This is a genomic window from Acidobacteriota bacterium, assembly GCA_016703965.1.
Taxonomy (GTDB): domain Bacteria; phylum Acidobacteriota; class Blastocatellia; order Pyrinomonadales; family Pyrinomonadaceae; genus OLB17.
The window spans coordinates 389,780-413,700 of sequence record JADJBB010000004.1 but is presented as its reverse complement, the minus strand read 5'-3'; the positions used below and the strand labels follow the sequence as shown (position 1 = coordinate 413,700).

The window sequence follows — 23,921 nt, the reverse complement described above, 5'->3', positions numbered from 1 at the left end:
AGAATTCTATTCCGGCAAACCCATCCGCTTCAGTATTGCCGCGTAACGCTTGTCGCTCTTGAGTGAACCAAACTGCTCGTCCCGCCTGATCGACAACACCAATTCAAAGCCGCGGCTTTCTACATCCTTTTCTATCCATTCAAAAGCCTTGTCTTTATTACCCAGTGCCGCATATACTTCGGCGATCTGGACACCAACTGTTTTCTGTTTTGCATAGGCTTCTTCCAGTTCTATGATTATCGCCTTTGCATTCTCCGTCTGCCCGGTTTCTGCATAGACAGCTCCAAGTTTAGAAACAATTCTACGAATCTTTCCATTCGTTAATTCAACCGCCTTTTTCGCTTCAGCCAAGGCATCGGCATTGCGTCCTTGTCCCAGATACACACACGCCATCAATTGAGGTCCCCCGGGGAATTTGGGATCTAGATCTACAACTCTTTTGGCAAACTCGGTCGCAGACTGAGGATCAAGTTTGTCCTGGCAGTAATGATTTGCAAGGTTGTAATTGACGATCACTGACAACGGCTCAAGCTCGTACGATTTCTTTAGCGTCTTCGTTGCGTCATCGACTCTTCCCTGCGTAAGCAGGTATTCGTGGTACCATCTGTGCGCATTCGCATAGTCCGGGCTCAATTCGATAGCCCGCAGAAACTCTTTTTCGGATTCAGCCCAATTCCACGAGTACAAATTCACGTATGCGAGCGATGCGTGAGCTTCCCCAAGCGAATCATCGATCTCAATTGCTCGTTTTGCGAATTGCCTGGCTTTTGACAAGGAATCAACCGGAAAGTCGTCATCCCACCACTGGAATACTGCATACGAATCGGCGAGACCGACGTAAGCGAGCGCATATTTCGGGTCTTTGTCAATGGCTGCTTCGAACTGCTCGATGGCTTTTCTGAGGTTCACCCCATCCCTTTTGTTCCAGTAATAACGTCCCTGAAGATAATCTCTGTAAGCCTCTGCATCGGCGGTGTAGCTTTTCGCGATCTTTTCTTCCTCAGCACCCGTTAGCCTTGTTTTTAGACGGCTTGAAACATCTTTGGCGATCTCGCTCTGAAGTGACACAAGTTCCGACTGTCTTCGTACATATCGCTCGCTCCAAAGTACCGCATCTTTTTGAACATCGACGAGTTCCAGACTCAGCGTCAATTCGTCCCCACGTTGAACGATCCGGCCATTCAATACCGCGTGCACATTCAATTCCTGTGCAATAGTTTTCGCGTCAGTTTTCTGTCCTTTGTAACGAAAGACAGATGAGCTAGGCTTCACGATCAAATTTGGCAGTTTGGACAAACTCCCGATCAAGGTCTCGGTCATTCCATCGGAAAGATATTCGACATCTGCATTCCCGCTTTCATTGACAAACGGCATGACGGCGATCGATTCGATCTGGTTGGCCGGAGTGATATATCTGTAACCAAAGAACCCGCCGAGAGCTATGACCGCGAGTGCGAGCGGAGCGAAAATCAGACGCTTGTCAAAGCTCTTCTTAGTCTCACTGATGCCCGGCGGCAAAACAGCAGTTTGCTCGGTCGTATGGATCTGTGCTCGCGTCGGTGCCTCGCCCGTAGCCGCCGTCGAGTGCAGGATCGCGGTTTGAGGTTCGACGGACGGGAACCCAGTCGCTATCGCTCCCGGTTCTGACTTTGCCGGGCCGTAGAGCAGCTCGGCTCCGTCATCGAGACAGAACATCATCGAATTATCGTAATCGCGGCCGCATTCAGGGCATCGTTTCATAAGATTCTACTCCGGCAGACCCATCCGTTTCAGCAGATCCTTGTATCGCGGGTCGCCGCGGAGAGTTTCAAAAGGGATCTCCCATGTCATCGGCGAAAACTCCCCCGCTTTGGTCTGAAAGTCTTTCTCAAGCCATTCAAATGCCTTGTCTTTCTCACCTAAACCCGCATATACACTCGCGACATCGCGTCCGTTTGCTTCCTTTTTCACATACTTCTCCTCCAATTCCTTGAGAATAGAGTATGCTTGCACGCGTTTTCCTTCGATAGCGAATCCATATCCCAAGTACCTTAGTTTCTCGCCGTCCCTTTTGCTCAGTTCCACTGCTTTTTCTAAAGTTGTAAGAGCCTCGGCATTTCGCCCCACTTTGAAATAAGACAGGCCCAAATACTGATAAGCGTTTGAAAACGCGGGATCGAGTTCAATTATTTTGAGGCAGGTTTCAATTGCGGCTTGATAGTTGTTTTGGACTAGGTAGATCACCGCGACTTCGCTGTGGATAACGCTCGAAAGCGGGTCAATTTCCTGTGCCCGCGTGATCAACGGGACAGCTTCATTTGTCCGTCCGGTATTTCGTAGGAAAGTAGCATACCAATGAAACGCAGTTGCGTAATTTGGGTTAAGTTCGATAGCTCGCTTGAATTCCTGTTCAGCTTCCGCCCATTGCCAGGATTGTTCATAGATGACACCAAGCGATGTGTGGGGATCTGCTAATTGTCGATCAATGGAAATCGCACGCTCGGCGTAAGCCTTCGCCTGGGGTATCGTTTCGGTCAACGGCGTTCCCGCATACTGATTCAATACAACATAGCAGTCGGCAAGACCTGCGTATGCGAGGGCGTAATTCGGATCACGGTCAGTCGCAGCTTTGAATTGCTCGATCGCCTTCTTGAGATTTTCCCCCGTCCGCCTAGCCCAATAATAACGTCCCTTCAAATACGCTTGATAGGCTTCGGGATTTGCGGTTGAGGTTTTAGTTACTTTCGCTTCGTCCGCACCGGAAAGTTTTAGTTTGAGTTTGGTCGAAACGTCTTTGGCGATCTCACTTTGCAGCGAAACAAGGTCGGATTGCTTGCGCCCGTAGCTTTCCGTCCACAGCACTTTGTCGTTTTGGACATCAACTAATTCCAAACTAAGAGTCAGTTGTTCGCCACGTTGAATCACCCTGCCATTCAATATCGCCTCGACATTAAGTTCTTTGCCGATGGTCTTCAAATCGGTATCTTTGCCTTTGTAACGAAAGACAGACGAACGCGGTTTGACATTCAAATTCGGCAACTCCGACAAACTCTTGATGAGCGTTTCTGTCATTCCATCGCTCAAATATTCAACATCCGCATTCCCACTCTCATTAACAAAGGGCATCACCGCGATCGATTCGATCTGCTTGGCCGGAACGATGTATCTGTAACCAAAGAAACCACCAAGAACAATAACCGCGAGTGCGAGCGGAGCAAGGAGCAGACGTCTATCAAAGCTCCGAGGCTTTGCAGCAACATCACCCGTACCGGTCGGAAAAACCGCCGTTTGGTCTGTCATGTGGATCTGGGCACGAGTCGGTGCCTCGCCCGGAGCAGCAGTCGAGTGCAGTATCGCCGTCTGTGGCTCGTCGGGCGAAGGCACCGAGCCCTGGACAAGCGCACTTCCATCTTCCAGACAAAACGCCAAGGTATCGTCGTAATAATCCCGCCTACATTCAGGGCATCGTTTCATAAGTTCTGTTTAGACCACGATATCGAGCACTTGGTCTTTAGAGACGCCTTTTTGATCAAGGAATGGATAGTTCTGAAATGATAGACCGATTCGGAATTACGGTCAATAAAATCAACCGGTTCCGATTCTCGTGGGAAACCGCGTGATGTTTAAAAACGGCATCGTCTCGATGCCGGCTTCGGATCATCAGGTGTGCTGAAAACTCTCGATCTACTGACACGCGAGTTCATCGGCGGCGGGATGATGCGGGCGGAGTTTCCCGGTGGCGGACGGTGGCGGTGGAACGGGTGGCGGTATTGGCGGCGGACGGGGCGGCATTTTTGGCCGGATCGGCTGTAAGTTCGAAATTTTATAGCGAATTCCAATGCAAATAACGTTTGACCAATCAGCCGATCAACTCTACCAATTGGAGGTTTTTTTGTTAGACGGATCAACAAGTAGTTCGACCAAACCGTGAAAAAGTCTAAATAAGCCGAGCAAACTTTTCCGGGCTTGATAAACGGCGCAAAATAGTAGCATAATTTCACGTCAATTCAACAAAAAATTCAAGACTTCGAAGGAGTTCACCTAGTGCAAAAATTGCGTTTTTGGTCCGTCCTAATTTGCGTTTCCGTGTTATCGATCTCTAGTTTCTACGCTCAGCGGCCGCCGCGTCCGGAACCATCGCCTACCCCGCCCGCAACAGCGGTTGTGCCGACGCCGTCAGCGACAGGAACGCCGGGCGGTGATTCAACCCGATCGACAACGGTTACGCCCTCGCCTACGCCACAGGGGCCTCCACCGACGCCCGATCCGTTTGGGCCGCAAGTGTTTGGCGGTATGCGTTTTCGCTCGATCGGGCCGGCGGTGACGTCGGGGCGTGTGATCGCTTTTGCGGTCGATCCTAACGACCGTGCGAAATACTATGTTGCGGTCGCCTCGGGCGGCGTTTGGAAAACGGTGAACGCTGGAACCACGTTCACGCCGGTCTTTGACAACGAAGGTGCGTTCTCGATCGGGGCGATCGCAATGGACCCTAAGAACCCTTCGACCGTCTGGGTCGGTACAGGTGAGCGAAACAGCCAACGAAGCGTCGGCTATGGCGACGGTGTTTACCGCTCGGACGACGGCGGCCGCAGCTGGCGTAATGTGGGATTGAAAACTTCAGAACACATCGGCCGAATAGCGATCGACCCGCGTGACTCCAATGTGGTCTTTGTCGCGGCTCAGGGCCCGCTTTGGTCGGGTGGTGGCGAACGCGGACTCTACAAAACGACCGATGGCGGCCGGACGTGGAAGGCAGTGATTCCCGGCACCGAAAATACCGGAGCGACCGATGTTGTCATCGATCCATCGAATCCGGACGTTATGTACGCCGCGACGTGGCAGCGTCGCCGCCATTTCTACACTCTGATCAACGGCGGCCCAGAAAGCGCGGTTTACAAATCAACCGATGGCGGCAATACCTGGACACGGCTTCGCTCCGGAATTCCTCCTGGCGACCTCGGACGCATAGGCCTGTCGATCTCGCCGGCGGATACTAGTGTTGTTTACGCGACTATCGAGGCAAGCGGCCAGTTGAGTGGGATATTTCGCTCGTCCGATCGCGGAGCAACGTGGGAAAGAATGAGCCCGACGATCGCACAGGGTATGTATTACGGCCAGATCGTGGCGGATCCTAAAGATGTCGATCGAGTTTATATTCCGAACGTCCAGTTTCAGGTGTCGGACGACGGCGGCCGCACGCAGCGTGGGCTCGGTGAGCGTTTGAAGCATGTCGATAACCATGCCATTTGGGTCGATCCAAAAAATACCAACTACATGATCGTTGGTTGCGACGGTGGAGTTTACGAGACTTTTGATGCGGGATCGAACTGGAATTTTAAGGGAAATCTGCCGGTCGCACAGTTCTACGACGTAACGGTCGACACGGCTGTGCCGTTTTACAATGTTTACGGCGGTCTGCAGGATAATAATTCCATCGGCGGCCCGGCACGCACCCGTGAAACGAGCGGCATCGCAAACGCTGACTGGTTCACGACGAACGGCGGCGACGGATTCACATCGCGTGTCGATCCCACGGATCCGAACATCATTTACGCTGAAAGCCAAAACGGCGGCCTTGTTCGTTTTGACAAACGAACCGGCGAACGCGTCGGCATTGCTCCGCTAGAGGGCAAGGGGATCGAATCGCAGCGATATAACTGGGATTCGCCTTTCATCATTAGTCCGCATTCGAATACGCGGCTTTATTTCGCCGGGCACAAACTCTTCAAAACCGATAATCGCGGCGACGACTGGAAGGTCATCAGCGGCGATCTTTCACGCGGTATCGACCGCAACACTCTGCCCGTTATGGGCAAGGTTTGGGGACCTGATGCGATCGCCAAACACCAATCCACTGCTCTCTGGGGCAACGCTTCGGCACTTTCTGAATCGCCGAAAAAGGCAGGCCTGATCTATATCGGAACCGATGACGGATTGATCCAGATAACCGAGAATGATGGCGGCTCTTGGCGGAAGGTCGATAAGATCGAAGGTATCCCCGAGCTTAGCTACGTCCATCGAATACTTGCCTCACAGCATGATGCCAACACGGCTTATGCCGTTTTCAACAATCACCAGAACGGCGATTTCAAGCCGTATCTTGTAAAAAGCACCGACGCCGGAAAGACCTGGACGTCGATCGCTTCCAACCTGCCCGCACGCGGCTCGACCTATGCGATCGCGGAGGATCACGTGAATCCGAATCTGCTTTTCGTAGGCACGGAATTCGGTGCGTTCTTCAGCGTTGACGGCGGCGGCAAATGGATCCAGATGCGTGGCGGGCTGCCGACGATAGCGGTTCGCGATATCGCGATCCAAAAGACCGAGAACGATCTCGTCCTCGGAACCTTCGGCCGCGGTATCTATGTGATGGACGATTACTCACCGCTTCGTCAGGTGACGCGGGCAATGGTTGACCAAGCTTCGACCATGTTCCCGATCAAGGATGCCTTGATGTATAACCGGTCAAATTCGTCATTTGCCGGATCGCAAGGAGCGTCATATTACACGGCTCCGAATCCGGCATACGGAGCCACGATCACATATTTTCTCAAAGAAGCGCCTAAAACATTGCGGCAAAAACGCCAGGAAGCCGAGCGTGCCGCAGAGCGGACGAAAGCACCTTTCAAATACCCCTCGATCGCTGAATTGCGAGCGGAAACTGAGGAAGAAGCTCCGAGCCTGATCTTTACGATCACGGATTCCGACGGTAAGATCGTGCGGCGTCTTACCGCTCCAGCGGGACAGGGAGTTCAACGTGTCGTTTGGGATATGCGCTATTTGCCTCCATCAGTTACGGCTCCTTCCCCGGCTGGCCAGGGCGGTCCAGGCGGCGGTGGTGGTGGTTTCGGCGGCGGCGGTGGTGGAGGCGGCTTTGGTGGCGGATTTGGCGGCGGACCGCAGGGTTCGCTGGTTATGCCAGGCAAATATAATGTCTCGATGGCCATGCGCGTTAACGGTGTCGTCACGCCGTTGCAGGGAAGTCAGAGCTTCAACGTCGTAGTCGAAGGCAAAGAAAACATGTCGCCGGCCGATGCAAAGACACTGGCCGAATTCCAGCGAAAGGTCTCGACGCTTCAGCGGGCGGTCAGTGCGGCAAATGACGTTTCGGGCGGCCTGAAAACACGTATTTCTGCTTTGAAACGTTCCGCGGCTGAGGCTCCGGTTGAAAACAATAAGAAATTCGTCGATCAGGCTGAGGGTTTTGATAACGAGATCGATGCGTTGATAAATGAGCTTCGCGGCGGTCGTGAAAATTCTGAGATCCCGCCGCCTTCGATCGCACAGCGTATCGGAAATGTCGCCGGCTCGATCCGTCTTTCGACGATCAAACCTACGGCTTCGCAGCTTGCTAATTACGAGCTTGCGAACTCAGAACTCGCTCCGGTGCTCAGGCGTCTTAAAGCATTGCTTGAGATCGAGCTGCCGAAGTTTGAAAAGGAACTTGACGCAGCCGGTGCACCGCTGACGCCCGGACGTTTACCTCAATAATTCTGTTGAGACTTAATATTGCCGGAGTGATCTATTACGATCGCTCCGGCTTTTTGCCTTTGTCATAGCGTTCGCCGCGGCCGCGGTATCTGATAAACTAAAAAGATCAATGACCAAGCTGATCCTATTTGAGTTGAATGAAGTCCCCGTCAGGATACTCGACTATTATCGGCGAGCGAGACCAAATTCATGGCTCGCAAAAAACTACGGCAAGCTCAAAAAGTTCGAAACCTTTTCTGAGAACATCGGGCATCTCTCGCCGTGGAATACATGGCCGACCGTTCATCGCGGCGTTTCGAACGACCGGCATTACATTTCAGATTTTAATCAGGATCTGAGCGAAGTAAACCGCGAATTTCCGCCGATCTGGGATATTCTGACCAAGAATGGCGTGAAGACCGGTGTTTTCGGTTCGTTTCATTCATATCCGCTGCCGCGAGATCTCACGAATTATGATTTTTATGTGCCGGACGTTTTTGCCGCAGGGAGCGAGTGTTTTCCGGCAAGCGTCGAAGTTTTTCAGGATGTAAATCTTAAGCTGTCGCGCGAATCGGCGCGGAATGTGGATCGCTCGGTACCATTCGGGCAGATAGCGAGGCTTGTAGCTAAGGTTGCGGATCTTGGTTTCCGGCCGTCGACGATGCTCGACATTGGGGGGCATCTGGCGCAGGAAAGGTTAACGCCCTGGAAGGCGACGCGGCGGCGAACATATCAATCGGTGATCGCGTTCGACGTATTTTTTAAGCTCTTGCAGCAGCGAAAGCCTGATTTTGTAACGTTCTTCACGAACCACGTTGCGTCGAGCATGCATCGCTATTGGGCGGCATTGTTCCCGGATGATTACGAGAATCAAAAATATGAGCAGGACTGGATCGAGACATACGGCGGCGAAATACTTTTTGCGATGGAAAAGACGGATAAAATGCTTGCCCGTCTCGGTGCTTTTGTAACGAAGAACCCTGATTACAAACTGCTCATAACTTCGAGCATGGGCCAAGACGCGGTCGAGTGCGAGCCGATCGAAACTCAGCTTTATGTCGATGACAAAGCCAAATTTATGGCGTTGCTCGGGGTTGGTGCGACTGGTTTTGAGCCCGTGCCGTCGATGCTGCCTCAGTTCAACTTCGCGATCGCGGAGAGCCGAACGGCCGAGATCGAACAAAAGCTTGAAAGCCTGACCATAAACGGCGAACCGGTGGTTTTTCGGCGGCTCGCCGGAAAAGGTTTTGCGGTCGATATCGGGCAGCAGAATCTGAAGGAGACGATCATTTCCATTAAAGGAAACCGGATTGATATTGCACAAAGCGGGCTCAAAAACGTCGTCATCGAAGACAAATCCTCATCCACCGCCTACCACATCCCCGAAGGCCATTTGTTCGCCTATCATCCGTCGTTTGCCGAAACTCAATTTGCGAGCGAGCAAATGCTGACATCCGAGATCGCTCCGAGGATATTGACCAACTTTGGTATTTCCCCTGCGGATCATATGGCAAAGGTACATTCAGGGGCTTTTTAGGCCTGACAAATCTGGAGTCCATTGCAGGCCAGCTTAAGACTGCCGTCATCCATGACGGGTTCGAGAATTTCAACGAAAATTAGATCTTTGCACGTGAAGCGAGCAATTTTGCCGGGTCATTTGTGATCAGAGCGCGGATCCCCCGTTCGCGGCATCTTCCTGCCCACTTTTCATTGTCTGCCGTCCAGATCGTGACGGGCATTCCAATGGCTTTGGTGAGGGTAGTGAATTTTCTCGTAGCAAGCGATGTGTGTACCGATAGCTGATCTGCCCCCAATTCTTTTGCGATGGTTATTATGTGTTTTTTGCTGCGAACGAGGTCGAGGATCCTTGGTTCGAAAAGGGCCGCGGTCTGGACCTCGGGGAGATTGAATCTAACAACCGGGATCGCCGCGAGCTTGAAGCTTTTGACGATCATTTGCGGTAGCTGCGGCGACTTGCAGATCACATCGCAAACGGCTTTGGCGAGGGTTTCGTAGTCTTTGATCCCGCATTTTAGCTCGATGTAGATCGGGCCGCTGGTTTGCTCTAAGAGCTTTAGAACCTCGGCGAGCGTTGGGACCGTTTCCTTTGAAAACGCTGGATCGCAGCGTTCCGGGAACCTTTTGTTGAACCAAGAGCCAACATCCACGCTCCGTAGTTCCTCTGCCGTCAGCTCCGAGATCTTTGCGCTCTGACGGCCGGTGCGCCGTAGATCCGCATCGTGGATCACTACGGGAACACCATCCTTCGACAAACGAACATCGAACTCAACGCCGTCCGCACCTGCGTCGAGCGCCATTTGAAAGGCCGCGAGCGTATTTTCAGGTGCGTGGAAACTGTCCCCGCGATGAGCGATGATCAGCGGGCTTAGGGTCATTTCTTCTCCAGCAAAAAGATCGTTTTTGACCATCCGATCGGCTCCGTGACCGGAAACTCGTGATTGCCCATGATGTTGAAATACTTCGAGGCTGATTCTCTGACGCTTTGCAGCGGGTGGATCTTGAAATTATAAAGCAACTCCAGCACCGAGCCGACTATCGATGGTTTTACCGGCAAGAGAACAAGCGGCGATCCCTTTTTTAAAACGCGAGCAAATTCGCTAAGAGCCTCTTCGAGCGGAACGTACTCGAGAACTCCGCATACCAAAACCAGATCGAATGCTTCATCGGGAAACGGCATTTCTAGAACGTTGCTTTGGAGCACACCTGTCCGTCCGGCGAGCCTGCGGCGCTGTTTGAACTCGTCTCGTGCGACTGAGAGCGATTTGAAGGAAAGGTCGATCGCCTCGATCCGGTGCGGCCGATAGCCGGCTTCCTGCAGGGCGAGCGTGACGATACCGGTGCCGCAGCCTGCGTCGAGAACGCGCGAATCGCCGTCAACCTTCAGATCCAGGCTGCGGAGATATTTTGCCACGGAGGTGCGATATCCGTTGATCTTCATCGCCAGTTTCTGAACGTCGGCGATACGGTCATAAAGCTCTTGCGGCTTGGTTTTTGCAGTTGCTCCGTTTTTGGGCATCCACGTTTATTTTTCAGCTAGTAGTTTTACGAGCATTTCGCGCATCTGCCCGATGCGTGCCGAGCTTGTACCGGCTTCAATGTAACGTACCACGCCCTTTCTGTCTATCAAAACGGCCGTCGGCAGAGCCGTTGCTCCATAAAGCATCTGAGCACTTTGGTCCTTCATTACGACAAAATCATAAGGCAGTCGTTCGCGTTCTCGAAATCTTTTAAGGTCCGCGGTCTCGCTTAGGGTATCGGCAGGCAGGCCGTTTACGGTTCCGTAGTAACGCGTAACCCCAAGGATCTCAAAGCCTTCGCGCTTAAAATCTTGGTGCCATTCGATCAGCGACGGGAAGGCCTCAAAACACGGCATACACCAAGTGGCCCAAAAATCTAGTAGAACCACCTTGCCTCGATATGCGGCCAACGTTTTAGCTTCACCCGGAAACCATTGGTCTATCATCGGTAATTCCGGAGCCGCTTCACCCAATAGTTTGTAATGTTTTTCTCGTTTTTTAAGCCGCGAAACTACATCGGCTGAAGCAGTTTTGGATCGGAAGTCCTTTTCCGCACCTCCGATCGATGCCCCGTAATATGCTATCGCCGCCGGCTTTCTACCGGTCTCGATCAAGAACTTGATCTTTTGGTCGACAGCGTAATAGTAGAAGCCCGGAGCTTCGAACTCGGCCGCGGTAGCTCGCATATCTTCCAGGGCGTCTTCCGCCTTTGGCAGTTCTCCGGAATCACGATAGGCTTCGTATACGAGCATCCCGGCATCAAGTATCTCGTCCAAACCGCGTGAACGGGACGTCGCATCCTTTAGCAGTCCCTTCGATGCCGTGTAGCCTGCGTCGGCATGCGGAGCCATTTTTTTGAAATCCTTCAGCGCCTGATACGCTTTAGCCATCTCGCCACCGATACGTGAGCGTTCCGTCAACTTGGTGGGCTCGTTTTTCAGATATTCAGCGAGGACCGCTTCTGCCTCGGGCATCTTCTTCTGCTTTGCCAACACTACTGTGACAACCGATCGCGCCGTTTGTTTACGTCCTGTCTCAGGACTTTCAGATGCAATGAATTTTTGTAGATTTTCGAGCGTTCCTTCCAGGTTTTCGGCGATCCAGTGAAGCATCCCGAGATAATATTGATCGTCAGCCGAGAGATCTTTTCGAAGCGAGGCTTTCGCGGCGTATTTGGCTGCCAACTGGCGCTGTTCAAGCTTGGTTTGCTTGAAAAGTCCGTCACTGAATTCAACTTTTTTCGCGTCGAACTCGGTCGCTTTTGCACGGATGTAGCCGTTCACTTCCTCGAACATCTGCTTGACAGTTGCATCCGCAACGCTCGGAGCCGCCGGCGAAGTTCCCGCAGACGGCACACGTCCGGACTGGGCGAACACGGCAATGTTCGCGAGGAGAATAAGAATAAGTGCAGTGAGTCGCATAATGGAAGAACAAATTCAGCTGCTCGTGCTTACGCGTCGAAGCCGAAAGCGATCCGGGCTGAAGGCATCGGGGAGGGCTGATACGGTATGGTTGAACACGCTTCTTGCTACGGTTTCTGCGGTCCAAGGGGCGAGCAGAATACCGTTTCGGTAATGAGCCGTCGCGATGACCAGGCCGCCCACGCTGTTCAGTCGGCCGACAACCGGCATTTTGTCGGCGGCCGCCGGACGGAGTCCCGACCAATGATCTGAAGTCGTAAGGCCATAGGTACTCGGTGCGATCTCGCTCGCCATTTCACGCAGGGAACCAGCGGCCGTCTCCGTTAATTCCTTATCAAAACCGGCCCTTTCGGTCGTTGAACCAGCTAGGATCCGCCCGTCGGCTCGCGGCACGATGTAACCTCGCGGGCTGTAGATGACTCGCTGAAAGAGGCGTTTTGCCGTTTGAAACGCTATTACCTGACCGCGGATCGGCTCGATCTTGAACGGCATTTCCGCGACCCCAAGTTTGATGAGCGACGTCCACGCACCGGTTGCAAGTATGGTAACGTCGGCCGCGAGTTTTTCATTGTCCGTCTCAGCACCAGTAACAATTCCGTCTTCAACGCAGAGCCGTTCGATCTGCATATTCTCGCGGATCTCGATGCCATTGAGATCCGCGTAACGGCGTAATGCGGCGAGCAGTTTTCTATTCTCGATCTGCCAATCGTCAGGAAAGAACAAAGCTTCGCGCACATCCGGCGATATGAATGGTTCAGCCCGCCGGGCATCGTCTGCCGGCCAGTGCTCGACCTTCATCCCAGCCGCCCGCTGCCATTCGTATCGCTCGCGTACTTCACGGACGTCTTCGTCGCTGAATGCGAGATAAAGCGTGCCGCTGCGGTCAAGCTCGATGTCGATTCCTGTCCCATCGAGCAATTCCGCCGCAAATTCCGGATAAAGATCACGCGACGCTGAACAAATATCAAAGAAAGCACCAGCCTCATCCGCCTCAGCCTGCGGCCCGAGCATTCCGCCGGCCGCCCACGAGGCTTCCTCGCCGCAGAGGCCTTTTTCGATGAGTGTAATGTGCCGGGCACCGCATTTGTGCAACTCGCGGGCTATCGACAGTCCAATAATTCCGCCGCCGATGATCAGTATTTTTTGTTGGTCAGTAAATGACATCGTAAAACTTGATGATAAAGAAGTGGCTGGTAAAAAACGAGCCGGCTAGCGAATAAGATAGGCAATTTAATATAACTAACACTGATTTACTACAATGGGTATTTAGGCTTAAACTCGGCCTTGGCGAAATTATGGCAAAACACACTATTACACTTATTCCGGGCGACGGCATTGGGCCGGAGATCACGGCGGCGACGGTTCGCGTTATTGAGGCGACTGGCGTTGATATCGAATGGGAAACACAGATCCTCGGTGCTCAGGCACTTGAGAAATACGGCGAAACGCTGCCTCAGGCATCGATCGACGCGATGCGGCGCACGAAGGTATCGCTAAAAGGTCCGATCATGACACCGGTCGGCAAGGGCTTTACCTCGGTCAACGTTGGGCTGCGGCGTGCGCTTGATCTTTACGCAAATGTTCGTCCGGTCAAGGCTCTGCCGAATATCGAATGCCGCTATCCTGAGCTTGACCTTGTCATCGTCCGCGAAAATACCGAGGGGCTATATTCCGGTCTCGAACACATCGTCGTGCCCGGCGTGGTCGAATCGCTTAAGATCATCACCGAAAAAGCGTCGACACGAATTGCGAAATACGCATTTGAATACGCACGTGACAATGGCCGAAAGAAGGTTACCGCGATTCACAAAGCCAACATCATGAAGCTCTCGGACGGTCTCTTCCTCGAGTGTTTTTACAAGGTCGCAAAGGATTTTCCTGATATCGAGGCAGACGACAAGATCATCGACAACTGCTGTATGCAGCTCGTTATGCGGCCGGAGCAGTTTGACGTCATGGTCATGGAAAATCTCTACGGCGACATCCTCTCCGACCTGTGTGCGGGGCTGATCGGCGGTCTGGGCCTCGCTCCGGGCGCAAATATCGGCGAACTCGGAGCCGTTTTCGAGGCAGTTCACGGCTCGGCACCCGACATCGCGGGACAAGGTATTGCAAATCCAACGGCTCTGATGCTTTCGGCGATCCAAATGCTCCACTACATCGGCGAAAAAGACGCAGCCCAGAAATTTGAGACTGCTCTCTTCGATGTATTCAAAGAAGGAAAATGGATCACCAAAGACCTCGGCGGAAACGCAAAAACCAATGAATTCGCCCGGGCGATCGAAGAGAAGATAAAAGCCTGACCTCGATCGCCTGCAACTCCGTCCAGTCTGGATCGTTCTAAGCATGGGAACGCTAATTGCCGTTCCGTTGGAGGGAACTATGAAAATCCTTACTCTGATGTTTATTACGATCTTTGGACTTGCGGCTCTTGCGTCGGCCAAGGAGCCCGAAACTGTAAAGGTTCGCGTTGGGGAAATGAAAAATGCAGCCGGGGGCCGGCTTGCCATAAAGCTTGTGTCGGTGGTCGAAGATTCGCGTTGTCCAATAAACGCCCAGTGTGTCTGGGCGGGCAATGCGAAGATCAAGATATCGGTTTCGAAAGGCAAAATGGCGGCGAAAACGATCGAGCTGAATAGTGGGCTAAAACCTGACAGCGTTACTATTTACGGTTACGAGATACAATTCGTCGACCTCTCGCCGCGTCCGGGCGAGAATGTGAAAATGGTCGCTTTTCCGAAGATGGCGACGCTCTCGGTCAAAAAGGTTCGATAACTCGCCGGCGTTATGGTTTCAAAAACGCAGGCCATCGTGCTAGTCTCTTCTCTTCGCACATGAAGGAAGAAATCAGGGAAACACGGCTCTCAAACGGACTTACAGTACTTACAGATCGAATGCCGGGAGTGCGCTCAGCTACTCTCGGTTTTTTCTTTCGCGTCGGCTCGAGGCAGGAACCCGCCGAGCTGAACGGCATTTCGCATTTTATCGAACACACCGTTTTTAAGGGCACAGAACGACGTTCGGCTCTGGAAATTGCGATCGAACAAGACCGGCTAGGCGGCAATCTCGACGCTTTTACCTCGCACGAGGAAACTGGTTTTGCGATCAAGGTTATTGATGACCAGTTGCCCAATGCATTCGACCTGATCGCCGATATTCTCGCCAACCCGAGGTTTGACGAAGCCGATCTTAAAAGTGAGCAAAAGGTGATCATCGAAGAGATGAAGATGGTCGAGGATTCGCCGGAGGAATATCTCGGTGAGCTTTTCAGCGAGGCCTTTTTTCCGGAACATCCGCTTGGGCTGAACATCGCCGGAACTCCGAAGATCGTCAAGAGTTTTAACCGCGAGATCACGAAGAAATATCATCTGGATACATATCATGCCGGCAATTTAGTCATTGCGGCAGCGGGAAATATTGATCACGATCAGATAGTCGGACTGGCGGAAAAGGCGTTTTCGTCTGAAGTAAAACCACGGGCGAGCAGGGATGCTCACCCTCCAGTGGTTGGAGCCCCGATCTTGATCAAGCAAAACAAGAATCTCGAACAAGCGCACATGATAATTGCAACTCCGCTCGTAGGAGCGGCGCACAAGAGCCGTTATGCAGCGGATCTGCTAGCGAATATCGTTGGCGGAGGAACTTCGAGCCGGCTGTGGCAGAAGGTGCGTGAGGAACGCGGGCTTGCTTACAGTGTCGGGGCGTCGGCGATAATGTATCAGGATTGCGGGATGTTCTCGGTCTTTGCGGGAACCTCGCCCGAACAAGTCGCAGAGGTCGTCGATCTGGTGATAGCGGAGATGCGGGATGTGGTAAAGAACGGCGTGACTCAGGACGAACTCGATCTCGCCAAACAGCAAACTACCGCGTCGATCCTACTCAGCCTTGAGGATTCCGCTGCGCGTGCCGCGACGCTTGCTCAGGCGGAGATGATCCACGGCCGCCAGATCTCATTGGAAGAGTCGCTCGGGAATCTTAACGCCGTTTTAGTCGACGATATCCACGCGCTTGCTCAAGAGTACTTTAAGACGAAAGATGTGGCGTTTGCGGCATTAGGAGATATCCCTGATCTAAATATCGACCGCGAACGTCTTTCGATCTAGCTCTTTTATTCCGAACCGCTGCTGAGGGAAAAGCGTATTATTGGGGAAGCAACTTCGGAGGTGTCGTGATGAACACTAAAAGGCTTTTCCTCTATATCTTGATCGCGTCCGTCAGCGTCAGTGCGCTGATCGGCATTGTAGTGATACTCCTTGGAAATTTCGGTGAGTTTGAAACAAAGGTTTTACTGACTACCGGAACGATAACGGTAACCAGCATTCTGGGCCTTGCATGCGGAGCCTATCTTGAAGTGAAACGGGTTCGATGGCTGCCGACCACCGGGATCTTGCTGGCGATCGCATCGGCTATAATGTGGATCTTCCTGATCTGGTACGGAACGGTCCATTCGGGTTATTTCACAGAGGTCCTTTTGACGGTGACGTTGCTCGCCACGGCTTGTTCGCACATTTCGCTGCTGTCCCTGGCAAGCCTGGATCGGCGGTTTGCATGGTCCCGGTGGGCGATCCACGGAGCGGTTTGGTCCCTGACGGCCATTTTGCTCTGGATCATTTGGACTCATTTCGACCCATCCGACAATTGGGTGGCTCGCACGATGGGCGTCCTGTCGATCGTGATCGCGGCGCTGACCATCGTGACGCCTGTATTTCATAAGCTAAGCCAAAAAGAAACGGGCCTCGCCGAGATCGATTCTGAGATCGAAAAACTGCGTACCCGTATAGCCGAACTCGAACAAAAGCGAGCTGAGCTCGTTTAATCTTTTTTCCAAAATTTAGTATCCGCTGCCTCGCGAGCCTTGGCATTGGCATTCGGCGTTTTTGCGTCAATTGTCGCCTCGATGTCGTCATGGCCTTTGAGGCCGACGACGACGAGTTGCTCGCCGGTTTTCTTGCCGGGCCCGCCAAATTCGTTTGGCTCGCCGTAGGTCGGGGCTCGAAAGATCGCGGCAAAAGGCACGCCGTTGGCGAGCCGCCATTCGACGTTCGACCTGGCTTGGTTGAAGTCAAGGCTAACACTAGCGAGTGAATACGAATTGTCGGTTCCCTTTAGTTCGGCAACGATGTGCGTCATCGTGGCGGACGAGTATATTCGAACCTGATATTTACCGGGACCCTTGCAGAGAGACATGCCGTCTTGTCCTTCGCCGCCGGGATAGAATTTGCACGCTTTGCCGCTAAGATTGGTGTAGCTTGATGTGAATTTTGTGGTTTTTTGGGCCGTAACGCAGACCGCAGAGATCGCGATCATTACTGCAATAACGAGTGATGGCTTTATTCTCATTTTCTTCTCCGTCTGTATCGGTCGATACCACCGTAGCGGGTGGGTATTTCTAGACATAATTTATAGGATCCAGAAGGCCTGCCATCTCAAATCCCCGCAGCCTCAGAGCACATGAGTCACAAGTACCGCAGGCGTCGATCTCATTACGATAACACGACCAACTTAATTCGAGCGGAGCAGATAATTCAAGCCCTTTTTTGACGATCTCGGCCTTTGAAAGCTCTATGATCGGTGTTCGGATCTGAATATGTGTATCGGGTTTCGTTCCCGTGTCTATCGTTTGCTGAAAAGCCGCGTAAAATTCTGGCCGGCAATCCGGATAACCGCTCGAATCTTCGGCGACCGCTCCAATATAGATCGCCGACGCTCCCAAAACCTCCGCCCAGCTCACGGCGATCGCGAGCATGTTGGCGTTACGAAAAGGAACGTAGCTGGTTGGGATTTCTTGCGATGAAAGGTCGGCTTCGGAAACAGCGATCGACGCATCGGTCAGAGAAGAGCCGCCGATCTTGGCAAGATGCTCGATCGAGATGTCGAGGCGTTTTTCGACGCCGTAATGAGCGGCGATATCATTGAATGCCTTTCGCTCGCGAGCCTCGGTCCGCTGGCCGTATGAAATGTGCAAAAAGGCGAGTTCGTCCGATTCTCTGGCGGCAATAGCAGCCGTAACGCACGAATCCATTCCACCTGAGATGAGACAGATCGCTATCATAAATTTCTAAACAAGGAACTCACTTTCACGGAAAAGCGTATAATGCGCCGAGATGTTTTGCCCAAACTGTGCAGCTCCGAATGCCGATGATCACAGCTTCTGCCGCCGCTGCGGACTAAAGCTCGACGCTATCGCGAAAAATGTGGCCGAACAATTCCCGTCCGAAGAGTACGCGAAAATAGCACGGCGCATACGCGCGTTTGAGATCGTCGGTGTCTTCTCGCTTTCGATCGCGGCGATCGTCGGCCTTTCGATGCTGATCGTTAAAGCGTTTCAATACAAGGTCATTCTTTTTGGCCCCGATGTGCTGTTTTACGCAGCTTTTGCGGCCCTGCTGCTTTTCGGGCTGTTCTCTGTCTATTGTTTTAACTATAAGCAGTTTGTCAATTTCGACAAACTCAACCCGCGCCTTCCATTTCCCGACAATGAAGGCGAGATCGAAAAGGTCACCACCAACAAACTGCTCGAAGACAGCATTTTCACGCCCGCAAGCGTTACCGAACATTCGACCGAACTACTCGAAGTTCCGCGAAAGCGGCAACACTAAACTCCGTGAATATCGGGTCCCCAAACGTATTTATGAAGCTGCAAATTAAATCGAACCCGTAATCCGCTCGCCGCAACGGCTTCGGCGAGTGGCCGCATATCTATACCGTGAACCGGCGAGATCAGAATCTCCTTGGTTTTGCTTACGAGATCGTATTTCGCGATCATTTCCTTCGCAAATTCCCAATCGTCGAGATCCGAAACGACGAATTTTACCTCATCTCTTTCAGCTCGAAGCCGTTCAAGATTCGACCAGTGATTGCGTTCGGCTTCGCCGGATGTAGGGCATTTTATGTCGAGAATGATCTTGGCCCGTTCATCGACATTTTCGGTGGAGACAAAGCCGCCGGTTTCGATCAGCACCTCGTAACCGCGGTCGCAGAGCTCCGTGATGAATGGAAATACGTTCTTTTGAGCCAGCGGTTCGCCGCCGGTGACCTCGACGAGTTTGCATCCGAATTCATCGAGCTTTGCGAAGATCTCGTCAAACGACATCTTTTCGCCGCCGGTGAAAGTGTATTCGCTGTCGCACCAAACGCAACGCATCGGGCAGCCGGTGAGACGCACGAACGAGCACGGCCGCCCGGCGTGCGACGATTCGCCCTGGATCGAGAGAAAGATCTCGGTGATGCGTAATTGTTGTTCCGATGGCGGCATTTAGTTGAATTTGAACGATGCGGCCATCTTGCGGACTATGGGATCGAACTTTGTTTTGTCAGCCGCTTTGTATTCGATCAAGAACGTCGCAAAAACAGCTCCGCCATCGCCGTCTTTTCCATTGAGCATCGTCTTTTGATAAAAGATCTTGCCGCCGCTTACGCCCGAGATGACGTACCCGTCTTTCAGCAGAGTTTTATAGCTGACTCCTTTCGGATGGCTTTTTAGATCAGCGTTGTAGGCTGTTTTGAGAGTTTTTAAAAGAGCATTGTATTGTCCCCAAACCAGAACTTTTGCAGTACCGTCTTTCGAATGAAAAGCACGTCCGTCGCTGTTTTGAGCTTCTTCCTGAGGCGTAAAGATATCCGCGGGATACTTTAGATCGTACTCAAAGCGGGCGTTCGAATAGGTTTCGTAAGCTGTTTGCCCGAAGCAAAAGCTCGCTGCAAAAAGCACCCAAAGAAATGTGAATGAAAACCGTAAACTTCGCATAACCTCAAAAAAGGCCAAACCAGCCGTATGCATTCATTATCTCGCCAAATCCGAACGACGCAAGATTCGCGATGATGATCGCTATCATGCAGCGTATCCAATCTTTTGATTCGAGCAGATCTTTACCGCGAAACGCGAGCCAAAACAGAAAGCACTCGGCAACGGGAGCGAATATCTCTGCCACCGTCAGATACAACGCCCTCGACTGATCAAAAAAGATCGCCGGAAGCACCAGAACCACGATCGGATAAGTACACGCCGTCAGCCAAACGCCGCACCGCAACCGCTGAACTATCGCCACCTTTGGCGATAGCCCGACGAGCAGCACCGGCGTCTCGATCAGGATCGTCACCAGATAACCAAAGGGCAAAAAATACCACAGCTCACCCAGCGGCAGATTCTGCGTCTGAACAAAACTGACCTCGTCAAAAAGGATCATAAGGATTTACCCGCGAAATACGCGAAAAAACGCGAAAGATTTCTGAAAAAGCTTTTCGCGTTCTTTCGCGTATATTCGCGGGCTAAAGCATTTTTATAAGGAACGGAAACTCTGCCAGAACGTGTCCAATGGCGAATGCAAAATAAATATCGCGCGTAATCGTGTAGTCGACCGAAAATCCAGCCCAAAGAGCAATCGCGACCGCCATCGCGACCGCCAAGGCAAGCCCAACCAACTTTGGAAAACCACCTTTGCTACGAAAAAGCGGTATCTCGCTCAGTTTCCACGGTATCGCCCGACGATCGATCAGCGGTATCAGCAATATCCAGACAAAGTAATGGATGGATTCGAGAAAAACGTGCGTCGCAACCAGAAAATGGCTCGAAATGCCCGGTAGTATCTGGCTTCCAGCGTGCTGTGTGATCCGCCAGAAAAGGTTTGTGTCCTCCGAGAGATTTGGCTGGCTGCCGATCGCGAACCAGAGCGTTACGACAAAAACTGGAATTGAGGCAAGGCAGAAATGATATGCCCGCAGCCAGTCCGGTCTTGTGCGGCGTATCTGGCGTTCGAGAAACCACATCGCGACGAACGGGTGAATGTAAACCAGAGCCAGGCTCCAATATTGCGGTACGATCCACGCCAGAGCCGCGAGCAGAAACGCTGCCGGAAATGCCCACGCCCAATCGCTTTTTGGCCGCTGTTTGCCCCGGAGATAGAATAAAAGCCCGAGCCATAGCACGAAAGCCGTGTTCCACGAAGCCGCAAAAACCGCCCAGCTTTCGCTGCTCCACAACCAGTTGCCGCTCGCGAAATAGAGCGTCAGATATGACGCCGCCAGCACGATCACGCCGCCGATACCAACTGTGTAAAAAACTCTCGATCGTCCCCAACGGAGCGGCATTCGTGCGACGAAATAGCGAAATTCCATCACATTGTGAACACCCGCAAACAAAAAGATCGTCACGATCGACGCCCCGAGCGGAAAGCTCCCGATCAGGACGGCCGCAATCGCACACGCCGCCACGAACGCGCCCAAAAAGACGTGTGCGCTTGTGAACTCAATCCTGGCGCTGCTGATCTCCTGCATTGATTATTCGCCGGCGGGAGTTTCCGTGACATCCGGAACGATCAGCTTGACCTGATTGCCTTCGGTCGTCTCGATCTTGATCTTGCCGTACGCAAAGCCGTATGGCTTGAAGATCTTTTGATCGAACAGCTTACTCGTAATGTTACGAGCGGCTGGTGGTGGGCCGACGTTTGCGAAAACGACGGTCGTCGCCGCTCCGATGCCGCCCAGAATTGCAGCAGCCGCGAGAGCTTTGCCGCCTTTTGTCGAAGCCTTGCCGGAACGCACGAACCACATTCCGCCAAAAACGAAGGCCAGGCTTAAAAACGCTCCGCTGACGATCGTCTGCAAACGGGTGAATCCGCCGGTCGCGGCGGCAGTGTTGCCGTTGTCGTCGTCGAGTGTTTCGAGTTCGGCTCGGAGCTGTTTGATCTGCGATTTGGGAATAAGCAATTTTGCTTCTTTCGCGGATTTGTCCATCATGATCTCCATCGTCGTGGAGACGCCCGGTTTGGGCTTTTCGACACTATTAGGCGATTTTTCCGGACGAGCAATGTCAGCAAAAGCTGCTGTTGTTGCGATCAGAGCAACGGCGGCGAGCAATAATATCTTCTTCATTTCTATCTCTCCTTTTCTCGAGCAATTTGCCGAGAATTATAACAGCAATTTACAGAGCAGGAACGCAGATGGTGCGGGAAATTGCGAACACTCGGTAGCTTTTCGGCACTATCTTTCTATCTATCCGTACTTGACAAAATGTCTTATGTGTGCAACAATTTGCTAATGCAGAATCGCAGACGAGGTATTGGCCGATCCGTCGAAAGGCTCCGTCTCACTGATGACGTTGTAATTTTTGCAAATGAGACGATATTTAACCGTAAGTACCTGAAAAAGAACATTTTAAGCCGTCTCACTTTGTCCACTGAAGTGAGACGCGTGGATCGGTCAACAATTGAGCGTATCCCTCTCTTTGCCGAGTTGCTGCTTTGGGTTACACTTTTGTCATTATGCGTAACCAATTAAAGCGATTTATCGAGCAGATGGATGAGAATTCCATTGCGATCATTCCGGCGGCACACGAAGTTACCCGAAGCTATGATACTGAGTTCAAGTTTCATCAGGACCCCGATTTTCGATATCTGACCGGGTTTCCGGAACCGGACGCGATCGCCGTTATCAACCCGAACGCGAAAAAGCCGTTCACGCTATACGTTCGTCCACGCGACCCGCTGATGGAAACGTGGTACGGCCGCCGCCAGGGTGTCGAAGGTGCGGTGAAGAATTACGGTGCTGATAAAGCATTTTCGATCGAGAAATTCCCCGCCGATCTTGGCAAGATACTCGACGGACATGACGTACTTTATTATCGCTTCGCGGTCGATTCTAAGCTCGACCAGGCGATCCTCGGCTATCTGACCGAGCAGCGTGTTCGCCGTCTGAAAACAGCATATCCGCCACACACGATCAAAGATCCGACGATCATCACCGGCGAAATGCGGCTTCACAAAGACAAGGAAGAGATCGCCCTGATGCAGAAGGCCGCCGACATCGCCGCCGAAGCACACGTGCTTGCTATGAAAAAAGTTAAGCCCGGGATGAACGAAGGCCAGGTCGAGTCTTTCATGGAAGCGTACATGAAAGACCGCGGAGCGTCGGGCGTTGCGTACAACTCGATCATCGGCGGCGGCGACAATGCGACGATCCTGCATTACGTTGAAAACAACATGCCGCTCAAAGACGGCGACCTGATCCTGATCGACGCCGGAGCGCAGTATGAAGGCTATGCGTCGGACATCACACGCACATTTCCCGTGAACGGCAAATTCACCAAAGCTCAGCGCGAGGTTTACGACGTTGTGCTCGATGTTCAGCGCAAATGCATCGATTTCACTGTGGTTGGAAATACGCATCAAAAGCGTCAGGAATATTCGATCGAACTGCTCACCGAAGGCATGAAACAGCTAGGTCTGCTTAAAGGAAAAACGCAGGACCTGATCAAGAAAAAGGCATACCTGAAATACTACATGCACGGTGTCGGCCATTGGCTCGGCCTCGATGTACACGACGCCGGACGCTATTACATCGATCAACAAGCCAGCCAGTCGAGGCCATATGCTCCTGGAATGGCTCTAACTGTCGAGCCCGGACTCTACATTCCACCCGATGACAAATCCGCCCCAGCCAAATACCGCGGCATCGGCGTCCGCATCGAGGACGATGTGGTCGTCACCGAAACCGGCAACATCAACCTGACTGCCGGCGTCACGAAAGATCCGGACGAGATCGAAGCGATCATGGCGAAAGCTCGAAAGTAAATGCAGTTCGGCGAAACAGTCAAAAACCTTCCCGCTCTGCTCGGTGCGTTGCTGGTCGCGATATTGTTCATCCAGTCCGGCCTAGACAAGGTCTTCGACTGGAAGGGAAATGTCGAGTGGCTGAAAGGCCATTTCGCCAAGACGTTTCTCGGCCCGTTGGTTCCGCTGATGCTCGCGAAGATCACAGTCATCGAGCTTGCGGCGGGATCGATGAGTGCGGCGGGGATCGTTTATTTCTTCGTCGCGGGAACGACTGCTTTGATCTTTTGGTCGTCAGCTGTCGGAGCCGCGGGAATTGTTGCTCTTTTCTTTGGCCAACGGATCGCGAAAGATTATCCCGGAGCAGCGGTTTTGATTCCGTATTTCATTCTCTTAATGGTCTTGATGGTACTGACGAATCCATATTCTAAGATTTAGCGGTATTGTTTTCACAGCAAAACAGAAAA

Annotated in this window: 23 protein-coding genes; 10 read left to right on the top strand and 13 right to left on the bottom strand. The window is 52.4% G+C overall.

Features of this window, described 5'->3' with window-relative positions:
• Positions 1-6: 6 nt before the first annotated feature.
• Positions 7-1,740, bottom strand: coding sequence for a tetratricopeptide repeat protein (locus tag IPG22_04740; protein MBK6587607.1), 1,734 nt, complete (start codon positions 1,738-1,740; stop codon positions 7-9).
• 6 nt (positions 1,741-1,746) lie between these two features.
• On the bottom strand, positions 1,747-3,453 hold the full coding sequence (locus tag IPG22_04735) for a tetratricopeptide repeat protein (GenBank protein MBK6587606.1): 1,707 nt from the start codon (positions 3,451-3,453) through the stop codon (positions 1,747-1,749).
• Between the two features lie 192 nt (positions 3,454-3,645).
• On the opposite strand from IPG22_04735, the gene IPG22_04730 reads away from it, so the two are divergent.
• From IPG22_04730 to IPG22_04720, 3 genes are all read left to right on the top strand, one after another.
• The gene (locus IPG22_04730; GenBank protein ID MBK6587605.1) at positions 3,646-3,792 is read left to right on the top strand and encodes a hypothetical protein; all 147 of its coding nucleotides are present in this window, start codon (positions 3,646-3,648) and stop codon (positions 3,790-3,792) included.
• 231 nt (positions 3,793-4,023) lie between these two features.
• Positions 4,024-7,470, top strand: a complete 3,447-nt coding sequence (locus tag IPG22_04725; protein MBK6587604.1) for a glycosyl hydrolase — start codon at positions 4,024-4,026, stop codon at positions 7,468-7,470.
• Between the two features lie 109 nt (positions 7,471-7,579).
• Positions 7,580-8,986, top strand: a complete 1,407-nt coding sequence (locus IPG22_04720) for a hypothetical protein (GenBank protein ID MBK6587603.1) — start codon at positions 7,580-7,582, stop codon at positions 8,984-8,986.
• Between the two features lie 79 nt (positions 8,987-9,065).
• Here the strand turns inward: IPG22_04720 and IPG22_04715 are convergent, their stop codons facing one another.
• The 4 genes from IPG22_04715 to thiO are packed head-to-tail and all read right to left on the bottom strand — an operon-like array spanning position 9,066 to position 13,072.
• Positions 9,066-9,845, bottom strand: a complete 780-nt coding sequence (locus IPG22_04715; GenBank protein MBK6587602.1) for a hypothetical protein — start codon at positions 9,843-9,845, stop codon at positions 9,066-9,068.
• Positions 9,842-10,486 (bottom strand): class I SAM-dependent methyltransferase, encoded by a 645-nt coding sequence (locus IPG22_04710; protein MBK6587601.1) that lies wholly within the window; start codon positions 10,484-10,486, stop codon positions 9,842-9,844. The genes IPG22_04715 and IPG22_04710 overlap by 4 nt, the downstream gene beginning before the upstream one ends.
• A 6-nt stretch (positions 10,487-10,492) precedes the next feature.
• Entirely contained in the window at positions 10,493-11,908 is a 1,416-nt protein-coding gene (locus tag IPG22_04705) for a TlpA family protein disulfide reductase (protein MBK6587600.1), read from the bottom strand.
• A 15-nt stretch (positions 11,909-11,923) separates the two neighbouring features.
• Positions 11,924-13,072 (bottom strand): glycine oxidase ThiO, encoded by a 1,149-nt coding sequence (thiO, locus tag IPG22_04700; protein ID MBK6587599.1) that lies wholly within the window; start codon positions 13,070-13,072, stop codon positions 11,924-11,926.
• A 131-nt stretch (positions 13,073-13,203) separates the two neighbouring features.
• Here thiO and IPG22_04695 point away from each other — a divergent pair, with 131 nt between their 5' ends.
• The 4 genes from IPG22_04695 (at position 13,204) to IPG22_04680 (ending at position 16,724) form a co-directional block, all read left to right on the top strand.
• Positions 13,204-14,211, top strand: coding sequence for an isocitrate dehydrogenase (NAD(+)) (locus IPG22_04695; GenBank protein ID MBK6587598.1), 1,008 nt, complete (start codon positions 13,204-13,206; stop codon positions 14,209-14,211).
• Between the two features lie 79 nt (positions 14,212-14,290).
• Positions 14,291-14,683 (top strand): hypothetical protein, encoded by a 393-nt coding sequence (locus IPG22_04690; protein MBK6587597.1) that lies wholly within the window; start codon positions 14,291-14,293, stop codon positions 14,681-14,683.
• Between the two features lie 59 nt (positions 14,684-14,742).
• Positions 14,743-16,011, top strand: coding sequence for an insulinase family protein (locus IPG22_04685; protein MBK6587596.1), 1,269 nt, complete (start codon positions 14,743-14,745; stop codon positions 16,009-16,011).
• A 68-nt stretch (positions 16,012-16,079) separates the two neighbouring features.
• The gene (locus tag IPG22_04680; GenBank protein MBK6587595.1) at positions 16,080-16,724 is read left to right on the top strand and encodes a hypothetical protein; all 645 of its coding nucleotides are present in this window, start codon (positions 16,080-16,082) and stop codon (positions 16,722-16,724) included.
• Here IPG22_04680 and IPG22_04675 read toward each other — a convergent pair.
• Together IPG22_04675 and queC are read right to left on the bottom strand one after the other, a co-directional pair.
• The gene (locus tag IPG22_04675; GenBank protein MBK6587594.1) at positions 16,721-17,248 is read right to left on the bottom strand and encodes a hypothetical protein; all 528 of its coding nucleotides are present in this window, start codon (positions 17,246-17,248) and stop codon (positions 16,721-16,723) included. The two genes, IPG22_04680 and IPG22_04675, sit on opposite strands and share 4 nt — an antisense overlap.
• A 49-nt stretch (positions 17,249-17,297) precedes the next feature.
• Entirely contained in the window at positions 17,298-17,960 is a 663-nt protein-coding gene (gene queC, locus IPG22_04670) for a 7-cyano-7-deazaguanine synthase QueC (protein ID MBK6587593.1), read from the bottom strand.
• A 52-nt stretch (positions 17,961-18,012) separates the two neighbouring features.
• Here queC and IPG22_04665 point away from each other — a divergent pair, with 52 nt between their 5' ends.
• Positions 18,013-18,507: a zinc ribbon domain-containing protein gene (locus IPG22_04665; protein ID MBK6587592.1), complete on the top strand. Its 495-nt coding sequence runs from the start codon at positions 18,013-18,015 to the stop codon at positions 18,505-18,507.
• Here IPG22_04665 and IPG22_04660 read toward each other — a convergent pair.
• The 5 genes from IPG22_04660 to IPG22_04640 all read right to left on the bottom strand — a co-directional run bounded on the left by IPG22_04660 (position 18,504) and on the right by IPG22_04640 (position 21,778).
• Positions 18,504-19,163, bottom strand: a complete 660-nt coding sequence (locus tag IPG22_04660; protein ID MBK6587591.1) for a radical SAM protein — start codon at positions 19,161-19,163, stop codon at positions 18,504-18,506. The genes IPG22_04665 and IPG22_04660 overlap by 4 nt on opposite strands.
• Positions 19,164-19,655, bottom strand: a complete 492-nt coding sequence (locus tag IPG22_04655) for a hypothetical protein (protein MBK6587590.1) — start codon at positions 19,653-19,655, stop codon at positions 19,164-19,166.
• A 4-nt stretch (positions 19,656-19,659) separates the two neighbouring features.
• A complete protein-coding gene (locus tag IPG22_04650) occupies positions 19,660-20,025 on the bottom strand; it encodes a hypothetical protein (GenBank protein ID MBK6587589.1) in 366 nt (121 codons plus the stop codon).
• 151 nt (positions 20,026-20,176) lie between these two features.
• The gene (locus IPG22_04645; GenBank protein ID MBK6587588.1) at positions 20,177-21,181 is read right to left on the bottom strand and encodes a hypothetical protein; all 1,005 of its coding nucleotides are present in this window, start codon (positions 21,179-21,181) and stop codon (positions 20,177-20,179) included.
• Positions 21,182-21,184: 3 nt separating this feature from the next.
• On the bottom strand, positions 21,185-21,778 hold the full coding sequence (locus IPG22_04640) for a hypothetical protein (GenBank protein MBK6587587.1): 594 nt from the start codon (positions 21,776-21,778) through the stop codon (positions 21,185-21,187).
• A gap of 389 nt (positions 21,779-22,167) precedes the next feature.
• On the opposite strand from IPG22_04640, the gene IPG22_04635 reads away from it, so the two are divergent.
• Both IPG22_04635 and IPG22_04630 read left to right on the top strand, forming a co-directional pair.
• A complete protein-coding gene (locus IPG22_04635) occupies positions 22,168-23,475 on the top strand; it encodes an aminopeptidase P N-terminal domain-containing protein (GenBank protein MBK6587586.1) in 1,308 nt (435 codons plus the stop codon).
• Positions 23,476-23,892: a DoxX family membrane protein gene (locus IPG22_04630; GenBank protein MBK6587585.1), complete on the top strand. Its 417-nt coding sequence runs from the start codon at positions 23,476-23,478 to the stop codon at positions 23,890-23,892. It begins immediately after the preceding gene.
• Positions 23,893-23,921: the final 29 nt, after the last annotated feature.